The organism is Hyphomonas beringensis, assembly GCF_000682755.1.
GTDB lineage: Bacteria > Pseudomonadota > Alphaproteobacteria > Caulobacterales > Hyphomonadaceae > Hyphomonas > Hyphomonas beringensis.
Map to the genome: position 1 here is coordinate 74,320 of NZ_AWFF01000031.1, position 12,495 is coordinate 86,814.

Genomic DNA, 12,495 nt, shown 5'->3' on the forward strand with positions numbered 1-12,495 from the left:
TTGCACGCGCAGGAAAATGCCTACACCCGGCCTGCGGTCATTTCCTGAATGAAGGCATCTGCCTCGGCAATCGAGCGCTCCATTTCAGCAATCAGGTCGGCCACATCGGTCTCGATGTCACGCGTCTCATTGCTGAGCGCCGCAATCGCCCGCGCATTCAGATTATGCTTCAGGAACAATACGCGGTCATGGAACACGGCCAGAACCGGGTCCATGGATTCCGCAGCCTGGTCCATCTTGTTCACCAGGATACCATAGCGCTCGCGCGTATCTTCCAGCTGCTGGGCCGAGACGCGGCGCAGCTCAGGATCGGAATATTCTTCCAGTTCCTTGCGCCATTCCACGAACAGATCGCGCGACACGATCTTCATGCTCTTGATGCGGGCGCGCACCTTTTCGGCCTTGTCCTCGGCCCGGTCATACGTATTCGACAGGCGGTCATAGGAGGCTTCCAGCTCTCCCCCGTCCAGCGCGACGACAGAGCGGAAAGCTTCCAGCGCGTCATTGAACTCGACCTTCGCGTCTTCCTGCGCCGCGGCAGCCTCATTCACGCGCGAGACCAGCAGGTCGCGCTTCTGATAGCCGAATTGTTCCATCGTGCCGTAATAGGCACTGGAGCATCCCGCGACACTCGATGTGGCAAGAAACGCTGCAAGCATTGCAGAACGCAAGCGAATGGTCATGACGTCACCCCTTCCCGTGAAGACTGCTAGCCCCTGTCTGCCGTGCGCCGCCGTGTCAGTCCAGCAATCAGACGCAAAAACCTTCTCACACCCGGGAAAATGCGCCCTTCACGGCGCAGACGGCCACGTCCCGCTAGGCTTTCAGGGCGCTCAGCAGCGCGTCGACCTCTTCAGCCTGCGTGGTCCAGCTGCAAACCAGCCGCTGGCTGCCGCCCATCCAGGGATAGAACACGGCCCCGGCAGCACGCAGACGGGCGACCTGATCGTCAGAGAGCAGCGCAAACACTTCATTGCCCTCCGGCGCAAAGGCCAGCTCCACGCCCTGGCTTTGCAGCCCGTCTGCCAGTCGGCGCGCGGCCTGATTGGCCTGCATTGCCAGCTTCATCCAGAGATCGTCTTTCAGCATCGCCTCGGCTTGCGCCGCGATGAAGCGCATCTTGGGCGGCATGTGACCGGAGCGTTTTGCGCGCGCTTCCAGCTCCCGCTTTTTCTCGCGCGCCTTGCCAAACAGAAGGATGATCTCGCAGCCGATCGCGCCGGTCTTGGTCAGGCCGAAGGTCAGCACATCAATACCGGCCTTCCAGGTCATCTCTGCGGGGGCGGCACGCGTGGCGGCCAATGCATTGCCAAGGCGTGCGCCATCCATATGCACACTCAGGCCCTTCGCATGGGCCCGCTCCGCATAGTCCGCCACCTGAGCAACCGTGTAGGCGGTGCCGTTCTCAGTCAGATTTGTCAGGGACAGGACATGCGCCGGCGTCTCATGCACAAAGTCATGATTGATGCGCGCCAATGCCTCGTCCAGCTGCTCGCTGCCGATCTTGCCATCAGGCCCGCGCAGCAGCTGCAGCTTACCACCGCCGGAAAAGAATTCCGGCGCGCCGCGCTCATCCACCGCAATATGCGCGCCGGCATGGCACAGCACCGCGCCGGTCGGTGGGCAGAAGCATGACAGCGCCAGCGCATTTGACGCCGTGCCGGACGCCGTCATCCAGTAATCGAAATCATCCGTGCCAAACACATCGGCCAGACGCTGTCTCAGTCGCAGGGTGATCGCATCATTGCCATAGCTCGCCTCCAGTCCTGTATTGGCGGCGGCAAGCGCCTCCAGAACAGATGGGTGCGCCGGGGCGGACGTATCGGAAGAGAAATTCATTCAGACCTGCGTATCCGGGGTTTGCCACATCAGATGCTGCCCGCCATCGCTGGCAATCATCTGTCCGGTCACGCTGCGCGCGGAGATCAGATAGCGCATGGCGTTCACGATCTCTTCGGGGCTGGACCCCTCCCCCGTCAGCGTCGCGCGCGTTTCGGCGGCGAACTCTTCCTCACTCTGATGTTTTGAGCGAAGTGTCGGCCCCGGCCCGATGGCATTGACGCGCACAGTCGGCGCCAGTGCCTGCGCCAGTGTCTGCGTTGCCTGCCACAGCGCGGCCTTGGACAGCGTGTAGGTGAAGAATTGCGGGGTCAGCTTCCAGACCCGCTGGTCCAGCATGTTGATGACCAGGCCACGCTCGCCCTTTGGCAGGGCCTCGGCCAGGCATTGTGCCAGATGGACTGGCGCGCGCAGATTGGCGTTCATGTGCGCGTCCCATCCCTCGCGGGTATGGGTGAGGGCCGTATCATCCTCAAACAAGGATGCGGAATTGATCAGCAGCGTCACCGGCCGACCGAGCTTTTCCGCCGCCTTCAGGATCAGGTCTCCGGTCTCGGCCTCATCGGTCAGGTCGGCCTGCAGCGTGATCGCCTCTCCGCCGGCGTCGCGGATCGCGGCGGCAGTCTCTTCGGCCCCGTCAGCTGAGCTGTTGTAATGGACAATCACATGCCAGCCATCGGCGCCCAACGCTTCGGCCATGGCACGGCCCAGCCGTTTGCCGGCCCCGGTGACAAGCGCGGCGCCGGGGGTCATGCCGCAGAGGGCTGGACCAGGCCCAGCAAATTGAACCTGCTGATCAGACCATAGATATAGAGGGCATAGATCAGCAGCATCAGAACTCCCATCAGGCGGCCAAGGCGCGCATGGGTCATGATGAAGACACCGATCAGCAATGCGGCGAAGGCCATGACCCAGTGGTCATACTGCGTGAAAGTGGGCGCAATCTCAATCGGCCCGAAGAAGGAGATGATGCCGCCCGCGCCCAGAATATTGAAAATATTGGAGCCGAGTACGTTGCCGATGGCCACTTCGCCATGCCGGCGCATGGCGGCCGCAATGGCCGCGCCAATCTCTGGCAGCGAAGTGCCAATGGCCAGCAGGGTCAGGCCAATCCATTCCTGGGGCACATTGTAAAAGGTCGCGATACCGACGCCGCCAGCAATGATCAGATGCGCGCCCAGCACCAGGCCGCCAATGCCCAGCGGCACATAGGCCAGCGCGCGGGCGACGCTGATATGCGGGGCCTCTTCCAGTTCCACGCCGGGGTCTTCCCCGCTCGCCACCGCCCGGCGCGCCTGGATCAGCGTCACGCCGCAATAGCCGAGCAGGATCATCAGGAACAAGATGCCGGTCAGCGGGGTCAGCGTGGACCAGCCGGTTACGCATATCCAGACGGCCGTCGCCACCAGCATGGCGATCAGGGCCCGGCCCTGCCCGCTGCCGCCCGCGGCAAACGGCATGATCAGCGCGGGCACGCCCAGCACGAGGAAAATGTTTGCAATGTTGGAGCCGACAATATTGCCGATCGCGAGCCCTGCGCGGTCTTCCAGCGCAGCGTTCAGCGATACGATCATCTCCGGCGCAGATGTGCCGAAGCCGACAATGAATATGCCTGCGATCAGGGGGGAAACACCAAGGCGCCTGGCAATCGCCACCGCGCCGTTCACAAGGAAATCCCCTGCAAACGCCATGATAACGAGCCCCCCGATCAGGGCGGCGATCAGGGTAAGATCAGGCATTTACCAGGAAAACTCCTAGTCCAGGCGCTTGTATTCAATGAAATTCAGGATGCCGAACACGATCACAATCGCGGCAATGGCAATCAGGGAAGGATGGATCATGGCGCCGTCTCGCTGTTGTTCTCTCTCGCATTTCCATGCTTTCGCCATCCCATAGCGCGCGTTGCGCAGCTTGGCGAGAGTTAAACGGCAGGAAAATTTTACATCCTGCTGAGATATATGCCTCATTCCGGCAATAATTTACCCTATGAGGGGAGTCCGAATGCCTTCCTTGAGAACCCGCCTGTTTCATGTCTATGCCCGCCTGATACGCCCGATGACGCTGGGCGTGCGGGCTCTGGTGGAGAATGAGAAGGGCGACATTCTTCTGGTGCGCCACACCTATATTGGCGGCTGGCACATGCCGGGCGGCGGGGTTGAGCGGGCCGAGCCCTGCGAGGAGGCTCTGCGCCGTGAGATTCTGGAAGAAGGCGGCATCATCCTGACCGGGCCGCCGCGCCTGATCGGAATCTATTCCAATCACGTCTCCTTCCCGAATGATCATGTGATTGTCTACCATGTGACGCCCGATATCTGGCAGGCAGGCAAGGCCACAGCCCATGGCGAGATTGCCGAGGCGCGCTGGTGCTCGCCAGCTGACCTGCCGGAGGGCACGACACAAGGCACAAGGCTACGTCTGGAAGAAGTCTATCGCGGCGCGGCGCCTTCCCCCTATTGGGGCGGGCAAAAACCCTAGGATCAGGCTCCGGCCATTGCCAGGAAAGCCGGCAGGCACAGGAACAACAGCGCCGCCAGCAGCACAGTCACAAGCTTCATCGTGGGGGTCGCACGTGTTCTCATGCTTCCCTTGTCGCCCGCGATTGAGTCCGAACGCGGGCTGACTTCCGGAGAAATCATGGAAATGCAGCCTCAATGACGCCGCAAAATTTCGCGGGAACTTTTGTAATCGCCGGGCATTTCGAATCGCGGTGGTGGGACAGTTCTTCTCTCCTGACCCTCCATCAGACGACTTTTCCGCGGGCTTGTTCCCCCTTGCCAAGCTTCCGGAAGCGATAGCTGGAACGCTGGTTGCCTTACCCCTGGGCTGCCAGCGTTCTTTTTTGCGGTCTTCGGATTGGGAGACAGGCCTCAGCCCTTCGGGCGCAGCGCAGCCTTCATGTATTGCCAGGCCGTCTGCCAGGACAGGATCGCCGCCACCCAGAGCAGGCCCACCACGGCAAACACGATGGCCAGAACGGCCAGCGACACCTCTTCACCCTGAAGACGCTGCGGGTCTGGCGCAAAGATGGCCAGTGGCAGCATCATGCCGATAATCGCCGCCATCTCGAACCCGGTTTTCCACTTCGCCATATTGGACGGCACGATCACGGCGCTTCCCTTGGGCGTCGCCCGGAACCAGGTGATGAACACATCCCGCGCAATGATCATCGCCGCCGGAATATAGATCAGCCAGCTGCGGAACTGGATCGACAGGCAGATCAGCGCCGCCGCAATCAACAGCTTGTCGGCAATCGGGTCCAGCCAGACGCCGAACCGGCTATGCGCATCCAGCTGCCGTGCCAGCCAGCCATCCAGAAAGTCCGTCAGTGCGCCGGAGAGGAAGGCCAGAAAGGCAAACTGGTACCACAGCTGTTGCAGCGTCGTGCGCACGGCGGAATCGTCCGCGCTGAGGCCCGCCTCGGCCGGGTCCAGGCTCAGCGCCTGCCAGAAGCCGAGCAGCAAGAGGCCGGCAAAAACGCACCGCGCTATGGTCAGCGCATTGGGAAGCCATTTGAAATTCATGCCTTCCCCTCTGCCAGCGCACGCGCCCGTACGCAATGACCTACATCTGCAGCAGGCACTCTGGCCGACGGCACGCCTGATCGTAAAGCTTGTTGTTGCTTTTTGTTAATGTTGCAGTTCGTATGAGTGCTTATGGGCCGGGTGTGTGACCGGTTCTCATCGCGTTTGAATGGGTCACGGTTTTTCCCAGCGGACAGGGACCGCGACCGGAAATTTGAAAATGGGGGAGGCATCCAAATGAAATCAGCCATCCGTCTGGCTATCGCCGCTGCAACGCTCGCTTTCGCGACACAAGCCAGTGCTCACGCACAAGCCAAATACCTGGACGATAATGAAAGCCAGTTTATCAAGTTCGTGCTGCAAAGAGATTTTGAAAAAGCGAATTTCTACATTGGCCAGGGCCTTGTTGACCCCGAAAACCTGTCAACCGGGAAGCCCTTGCCCTATTACCTCTACGGGCCAGGTACGATCAGCTACACAAGCTGCCATATACCTTCCTATTCCCAGTCCAGTGATGGCGATTGCAACCCCGACAGTTACGTTACCGAGTATCTTCTGAGTGGCAATTTCGACTTGAATGCCGAAACCGAGAATGGCCGCCGTCCCATATCATATGTGTGCTGGGGCACCGATATCGGATTTATGACGACCCAAAAGTTGGTCGTGGAGGAAGGTGTCGATGTCAACTTCTATGATGATTATGGATTTACCCCATTGCATCACTGCGCGTGGCGCGGAGCTCATCGCCACAGAGAACAGAGCCTTGAGAAATATCTCAACATCATGGCCACCCTGATTGCCTATGGCACAGATGTGGATGCCCCCCTCAAAATTGAGAGGACACTTGGCCCTCATAAAGAAAAACCGATCAATCCAGGCGCGACCCCACTTATGCTGTCCCTATCGACATGGGGAGGAGACCGGGAAGAAATGGTAGGAATCAAACTTTTGATTGCCCTTGGCGCAGATACGAAAGCCAAGGATGACACCGGCGCAAGCCTGATGAACTATGTCTCCTACCCTTCAAGCAGCCGCCACTACGAGCCGACTCTGAAACTGCTGACCATGCTGCACAATAATGGCGCAGATATCATGGAGCCGCGCGGCAAGGACAAGAAGACCTTCTTCGAAACGGCGATGGCCAAGGGCGATGTTGATTTCGCCATGCAGATCATGGCCCTGACACAAGACCAGTAAGCAAGGCCAAGCGGCACCTGCCAACCGCAAGACCGAAAAAAGCCCCTCACCTTTTCGAAAGTGAGGGGCTTTTCATATCAGTCCTGGTTCGGGTTGCCGGTCACATCCTCAATCGGGATGGCATAGTGCCGGTTGCAGAACTGACAATCGATGGCCAGCGTGCCATCCGGCTCGACCATCTCCTTCAGGGACTCGTCCGGCATCTGGCGCAGCGTCTCCAGCAACCGGTCCTGATTACAGGTACAGCGATCGTCCAGCGCCTGCGGGGTCTCCATCGTCACGCCGCGTTCGTGGAACAGGCGGAACAGCAGATCCTGCATCGGCAGATCCGGATCGGCGAGTTCGGCGTCGGTCAGCGTCGCAAACAGGGCCTCGGCTTCGCGCCAGGCATCATCGGTATCTCCACGCGCATCATCATTGGCAATCTTCTGCACCATCATGCCGCCAGAGACCCAGACGCCAGGCTCGCCCTTGCGGTCCAGCTCGGCCACTGACAGCTTGATCCGGGTCGGCACCTGTTCGGACATGGCGAAATAGTCTTCCGCGCATTCAGACAGGGTGCCTTTTTCCAGCGGCACAATGCCCTGATAGGGCTGGATCGACGGATTGTCCTGAATGATGATCAGGCCCAGTCGGCCATTCGGGCCGAACAGCTGGGGCATGTGCGGGGCCGCGCCCTTGTTCACCTTGTCCAGATGCGCCCAGGCCTCGGGATCAAAGCGCGCATAGCCACGCACGCCGCCATCGGTACGGTATTCGCCGACCAGCATGGAGACCGGGCCATCGCCCTCGGCCTGTACCAGAAGGCGGCCATTGAATTTCAGCGAGGCACCTACCAGCGTGGCCAGCGTGACCGCTTCACCCAGGATGCGGGCCAGATTGGTGGGGTAGTCGTGGCGGCGAAGGATGCCCGACAGGCTGCCCTGACCCATGCGCACGGCCCGCCCGCGAACGGGACGGTCCACGATCTGGAAGTTCGTGACGAAATCGGTGACGGCATAGGCTGCGTCGGACATGGCAAATACCTCGAATTGGTGCCCCCATGTGGCAGCGCCCCGCCCCTATCGCAAGAGGTGGGTATGCCAAGCCCGGCAGCTAGGCCGAACAGCTGCCGCCGCCTAGGACACAGAAGCTGGCGCACCAGGGATGGTTCAGCTTCACCGGATCGGCTGTCGCCTCGGCCAGGGTCTCCCCCAATTCGAAGGCCGGGTCATCCACCAGCAGCGTGCAGGCGGTGACCGTGGCCCGGCCCGCGCCCTTGCGGCGGATCACCATACGCTGATTGGCGCACATGATGTCGTCCGCCGACTTGCCCAGAATGCCCCAGCAATCGGTCGTGATCTCTGGCGGATCATCGCGGGCGATCATTTCCGGGAACAGAACCAAGTGTTTCGTGTCGGCGGGGTTTAGCTTCAGACCCAGCGAAGCAGCCAGAGCGCCATAGGCGGCGCGCGCCGTGGAATCATCCTCATTCAGGGCCTGTCGGCCTGCCAGCGCGACCTGTACGCCGCGTTCACCTAGCCAGCGGAGCCCCTTGCAGGCCTCCTCAAAGGCCCCTGCTCCCCGCTCTGCATCATGGATCGCCGGATCATGGGAATCGAGCGAGACGCGCAGCACCATACGGGGGCCATATTGCGCGGCGAGCGCCTCAAGCCCCTGCTGCAGGCGTGGGCGCATCATCGGGCGCATCGCATTGGTCAGCAGCAGCAGGCTGTGCCCGCGCGACATCACGTCTTCCATGATGCCCAGGATTTCCGGGCACATGAACGGCTCTCCGCCGGTAATGCCGATCTCAACAGTGCCGTCGATCTCTTCCAGAAAGGGGCGCACATCGGCACGCGTCAGATAGACAAGCCGGTCATTGGTCGGAGAGCTTTCGATATAGCAGTTCGCGCACTCGATATTGCAGAGCGTGCCGGTGTTCAGCCACAGCGTCTTCAGGCCCGTCCAGCCAACGCTGGCGCGGGTCTCTCCCTTGGCAGTCACATCGGGATCGGAAAACTTCGCGGGGACAAAATTCGTGTCAGCCATATACAGATGTGTAGCGCGTTCGCGGCCCGCTTCCAGCGCTTTTGCCTGCCAGACACCCAATCGTGAACATTGCCGATTTTTCAGGCTGCGCTATTTAGCCCGTCATGTCTGAAAATACGCGTAAAACCGTCATGCAAATGCTCACCTCCGGCGATGATGGCCGGGTGTGCAAGGATATCCCCGAAAGCGCATGCAACGCGGAATCCGGAAACTTCCTCAAACACATTACCAGCCTGTCGGCCAGCAAGATCTCGGACGGGTTGATTGACCCGAAACTGGTGCTGAGCTGGCTGCTGACAACGCTGGGCGCCCCGGCCTTCATGATCGGCCTGCTGGTGCCTGTGCGAGAGGCTGGCGCGCTGTTGCCGCAGCTGTTCACGGCGGCATCTCTGCGACAGCTGCCCCAGCGCAAATGGGCATGGGCCGTGGGCTCTACCGTGCAGGGGCTTTCGGCTGCCTGTATCGGGCTTGCCGCCCTGACGCTGGAGGGACGCGCGGCTGGCTTTGTCATCGTCGGCGCACTGGCCGTGCTGGCGATTGCGCGGTCTGTCTGTTCGGTCACCTACAAGGATGTGCTGGGCAAGACGGTCTCCAAATCGCGCCGGGGCACGGCGACCGGAGCGGCCAGTACGATTGGCGCAGCCGCGGTGCTCGCCTATGGCGGCCTGCTCAGCCTCGGCCTGATTGACCGGATGAACATCGTCGCGACAGGCCTGTTCCTGGCAGGTGCGCTCTGGATCGCAGCGGCGCTGGTTTTCACCACGCTGAAGGAGGATCCCGGCTCTACAGAAGGCGGCGGCAACCCGATTCAGTCCTTCAAGGACAATTTCTCGCTGCTGGTTGAGGACAAACAGCTGCGCCGGTTCATCCTGACGCGCGGCCTGTTGATCTCCACCGCCCTCGCCCCGCCCTTCATGGTGGCGCTTGGCACAGACAAGGATCAGGCCGGGCAGATGTTCGGCGGGCTGGGCCTGCTGGTCATCGCCTCTTCAGGGGCGGGCCTTGTCAGCTCCTATGTCTGGGGACGGCTGGCGGACCGCTCCAGCCGGAAAGTGCTGATCCTGACGGCCACGGCGGCAACGATTGCTCTGGCAGCGACACTGGGCCTGCATCTCAGCGGCCTGCTGGAGCAGGTCTGGGCGCTGCCACTGGTGCTGTTCGGGCTGATGATTGCCTATCAGGGCGTGCGCCTTGGCCGCTCGACGCACCTCGTTGACATGGCCAGCCAGGACACCCGCGCGGCCTATACCGCCCTCTCCAACACGATCATTGGGGGCCTGCTCGTGCTGGGCGGGGGCTTCAGCCTTGTCGCGGAATATGCGGGCAATGCCGCCGTCATCGGCCTGCTGGCGGTGATGAGCGCGCTGGCCATTCCCGTCGCATTCGGCCTGGCCGAAGTGCAGCAGGACAGCGACTAGACGCTACTTATCCAGACACCAGCGCAGCACGGCCTTCTGGGCGTGCAGGCGGTTTTCGGCTTCGTCGAAGACAAGGCTTTGCGGTCCATCGATGACTTCCGCGTCTACTTCCTCACCCCGGTGGGCCGGCAGGCAGTGCAGGAATTTCGCGCCGCCATTCGCCAGCTCCATCAGTTCTTCCGTCACCGCATAGGGTTCCAGAACTTCCAGCCTGCGCTCGGCATCGGCATCGCCCATGGAGACGAACGTGTCCGCGATCACAACGTCAGCACCAGCAACAGCTTCTTCCGCCGTATCATAGAGGTCGATCTTGCCCTGCAGTTCGCGGGCGATGTCGAGATCCTCATCGTCCGGCGCGAACCGGGCCGGCGTGCCGACCGCCAGGGAGAAGCCGAATTTCGCCGCCGCATGAATGAAGCTGGCGCAGACATTGTTGCCATCGCCCACCCAGGCAAGCCGCGCGCCGCGCAGCTCCAGCCCGTTCTCTTCCAGCGTCTGCAAATCCGCCATGATCTGACATGGGTGCGAGCGGTCCGTCAGGCCATTGATGACCGGCACGGTCGCATTGGCCGCGAAGGCCTCAACATCGGAGTGGTCATTGGCGCGGATCATCACCGCGTCGACAAAACGCGACAGGACACGGGCCGTATCTTCCACCGTCTCGCCGCGGCCAAGCTGCATGTCGCTGGAGGTCGCCGTGATGGACGAGCCACCTAGCTGGCGCATCCCCATGTCGAAGGAGAAGCGTGTCCGCGTGGAGGATTTCTCGAAGATCATCGCCAGCGTGTGCCCTTCCAGAGGCGCCCCGGTATCGACGCGGCCCTTCGGCCAGCCTGCACGCGCTGTCTTCATGGCATGGGCCATATCCAGAATCTCTCGCAGTTCAGCGGATTCCAGATGCCACAAGTCAATGAAATGGCGCAGGCTCGTCTTCTCGGTCATGCAGTCTTACTCCCTATGGGGGCTTCGCGAAGCCCGGGGGCATAGCGCGTTTTCGCCCGCAGCACCAGTAAAAGGCGAAATAGGCCCTGACGCGGCTTGACCGGGCCCGGACGAGCGGGTGCGGAAAATGACAAAAAACTAATTGAGAATGACTTGCAAACTCAACTCGACTGTGAGACACAGAATTTGAGAATGACTCGCAAATCAAATGGAGAGCCTCATGTGCCTGCCGATGGATGACACTGCCATGCTTTGCTGGCTGAAAAATCAGGTCACCGTGCTGGAAGCCTGGCGTGAAGAACTGACCTGCCGGCCGGAAACATCGATCAGCATGATCACACGGCTGGAAAAGCATCGCAGCTGGCTCCGCGAGGAAATCAGCCGTCTCGATCCGGGCCTGAAAGCCGCCTGATCCCCGAATTGTCGCGGCGCAGGATGTGTGCCCACCGTTTCCTCCCCGAAACACGCCTCCTGCGTCGCGGCATGTCTCATCTCCAGACTGGCGAACCGGCCGGGATTGCCCTATGTCACAGGGCAGAACAGCCGCCCAGACAGTCAGGGAGACTCAAGCAATATGGACAATGTCCTCATCATCGGTGCCGGTGCCGCCGGATCTGTCGTCGCACAGAAATGCGCCATGGATCGCGACACATTCAAACACATCCACCTCGCCTCGCGCCGCATCGAAAGCTGCGAGAAGGTTGCCGCGCTCTGCAAAACGCCGATCGAGATCAGCCAGGTGGACGCCGACAACGTCGAAGAGGTCGTCGCCCTCATCAATAAGGTGAAGCCGGACCTGCTGATCAACATGGCCCTGCCCTATCAGGACCTGCCGATCATGGATGCCTGCCTGGAAGCAGGCTGCAACTATATGGACACGGCAAACTATGAACCGCGCGATGTCGCGAAGTTCGAATACCACTGGCAGTGGGCCTATCAGGACAAGTTCAAACAGGCCGGCCTGACCGCCATTCTGGGCTGTGGGTTCGATCCGGGCGTAACGAACATTTTCTGCGCCTATGCCCAGGAATTCCTGTTCGACGAAATCGAATATATCGACATTGTCGACTGCAATGCCGGTGACCATGGCAAGACCTTCGCCACGAACTTCAACCCGGAGATCAATCTTCGCGAAGTGACGCAGGACGGCAAATACTGGAAAGACGGCGAGTGGATCGAGATCCCCGCCCTGTCGATCAAGACGATGATCGACTATCCGGAAGTCGGCCCGAAAGCCTCATACCTCATCTATCACGAGGAAGAGGAAAGCCTAGTCAAGCACATCAAGGGCCTGAAGCAGATCCGCTTCTGGATGACCTTTGGCGCCGAATACATCAAGCATCTGGAAGTGTTCAAATCCATCGGCCTGATCGGCCTGGAACCGATCAAGCACAAGGGGATGGACGTCATCCCGATGGAATTCCTGAAGGATTTGCTGCCGCCGCCTAGCTCTCTGGCCGAAGGTTATACCGGCAAGACCTCCATTGGCATCATCGCACGCGGCACCAAGGATGGCGAGCCGGTGGCGAAGATGCTGTACAATGTCT

General features: G+C 60.7%; 15 protein-coding genes. 5 read left to right on the top strand and 10 right to left on the bottom strand.

Annotated elements, in window-relative coordinates; translation table 11 throughout:
• Window positions 1-20 precede the first annotated feature (20 nt).
• The 5 genes from HY29_RS06700 to HY29_RS19810 all read right to left on the bottom strand — a co-directional run bounded on the left by HY29_RS06700 (window position 21) and on the right by HY29_RS19810 (window position 3,728).
• Window positions 21-683, bottom strand: coding sequence for a DUF2959 domain-containing protein (locus tag HY29_RS06700; protein WP_051601217.1), 663 nt, complete (start codon window positions 681-683; stop codon window positions 21-23).
• 133 nt (window positions 684-816) lie between these two features.
• The gene (locus HY29_RS06705) at window positions 817-1,839 is read right to left on the bottom strand and encodes a threonine aldolase family protein (RefSeq protein ID WP_034794504.1); all 1,023 of its coding nucleotides are present in this window, start codon (window positions 1,837-1,839) and stop codon (window positions 817-819) included.
• Complete coding sequence (locus HY29_RS06710; RefSeq protein WP_034794506.1) at window positions 1,840-2,592, bottom strand: SDR family oxidoreductase; 753 nt, start codon at window positions 2,590-2,592, stop codon at window positions 1,840-1,842.
• Window positions 2,589-3,578, bottom strand: coding sequence for a calcium/sodium antiporter (locus HY29_RS06715; RefSeq protein ID WP_034794507.1), 990 nt, complete (start codon window positions 3,576-3,578; stop codon window positions 2,589-2,591). The genes HY29_RS06710 and HY29_RS06715 overlap by 4 nt, the downstream gene beginning before the upstream one ends.
• Before the next feature lie 15 nt (window positions 3,579-3,593).
• Entirely contained in the window at window positions 3,594-3,728 is a 135-nt protein-coding gene (locus tag HY29_RS19810) for a hypothetical protein (protein WP_277813013.1), read from the bottom strand.
• Between the two features lie 112 nt (window positions 3,729-3,840).
• Here HY29_RS19810 and HY29_RS06720 point away from each other — a divergent pair, with 112 nt between their 5' ends.
• Window positions 3,841-4,314, top strand: a complete 474-nt coding sequence (locus HY29_RS06720) for an NUDIX domain-containing protein (protein WP_034794508.1) — start codon at window positions 3,841-3,843, stop codon at window positions 4,312-4,314.
• A 2-nt stretch (window positions 4,315-4,316) separates the two neighbouring features.
• Here the strand turns inward: HY29_RS06720 and HY29_RS19165 are convergent, their stop codons facing one another.
• Together HY29_RS19165 and HY29_RS06725 are read right to left on the bottom strand one after the other, a co-directional pair.
• On the bottom strand, window positions 4,317-4,475 hold the full coding sequence (locus HY29_RS19165) for a hypothetical protein (protein WP_155838231.1): 159 nt from the start codon (window positions 4,473-4,475) through the stop codon (window positions 4,317-4,319).
• Between the two features lie 231 nt (window positions 4,476-4,706).
• Complete coding sequence (locus tag HY29_RS06725; RefSeq protein WP_034794510.1) at window positions 4,707-5,360, bottom strand: CDP-alcohol phosphatidyltransferase family protein; 654 nt, start codon at window positions 5,358-5,360, stop codon at window positions 4,707-4,709.
• Window positions 5,361-5,597: 237 nt separating this feature from the next.
• Here HY29_RS06725 and HY29_RS06730 point away from each other — a divergent pair, with 237 nt between their 5' ends.
• On the top strand, window positions 5,598-6,557 hold the full coding sequence (locus HY29_RS06730) for an ankyrin repeat domain-containing protein (protein ID WP_034794512.1): 960 nt from the start codon (window positions 5,598-5,600) through the stop codon (window positions 6,555-6,557).
• A gap of 77 nt (window positions 6,558-6,634) precedes the next feature.
• On the opposite strand, the gene HY29_RS06735 is transcribed toward HY29_RS06730, so the two are convergent.
• Together HY29_RS06735 and HY29_RS06740 are read right to left on the bottom strand one after the other, a co-directional pair.
• On the bottom strand, window positions 6,635-7,573 hold the full coding sequence (locus tag HY29_RS06735) for an Hsp33 family molecular chaperone HslO (protein ID WP_034794514.1): 939 nt from the start codon (window positions 7,571-7,573) through the stop codon (window positions 6,635-6,637).
• A gap of 79 nt (window positions 7,574-7,652) precedes the next feature.
• Window positions 7,653-8,588 (bottom strand): radical SAM protein, encoded by a 936-nt coding sequence (locus HY29_RS06740; RefSeq protein ID WP_034794580.1) that lies wholly within the window; start codon window positions 8,586-8,588, stop codon window positions 7,653-7,655.
• A gap of 104 nt (window positions 8,589-8,692) precedes the next feature.
• On the opposite strand from HY29_RS06740, the gene HY29_RS06745 reads away from it, so the two are divergent.
• Window positions 8,693-10,006 carry an MFS transporter gene (locus HY29_RS06745; protein WP_034794516.1) on the top strand — a complete coding sequence of 438 codons (1,314 nt, stop codon included), beginning with the start codon at window positions 8,693-8,695 and terminating at the stop codon, window positions 10,004-10,006.
• A gap of 3 nt (window positions 10,007-10,009) precedes the next feature.
• Here HY29_RS06745 and argF read toward each other — a convergent pair whose 3' ends face one another.
• On the bottom strand, window positions 10,010-10,948 hold the full coding sequence (gene argF / locus HY29_RS06750) for an ornithine carbamoyltransferase (RefSeq protein ID WP_034794518.1): 939 nt from the start codon (window positions 10,946-10,948) through the stop codon (window positions 10,010-10,012).
• Between the two features lie 220 nt (window positions 10,949-11,168).
• Here argF and HY29_RS06755 point away from each other — a divergent pair, with 220 nt between their 5' ends.
• Entirely contained in the window at window positions 11,169-11,360 is a 192-nt protein-coding gene (locus tag HY29_RS06755; RefSeq protein WP_155838233.1) for a hypothetical protein, read from the top strand.
• A gap of 162 nt (window positions 11,361-11,522) precedes the next feature.
• Window positions 11,523-12,495, top strand: a 973-nt coding sequence (locus HY29_RS06760; RefSeq protein ID WP_034794522.1) for a saccharopine dehydrogenase family protein, incomplete at its 3' end; no start/stop codon positions are given.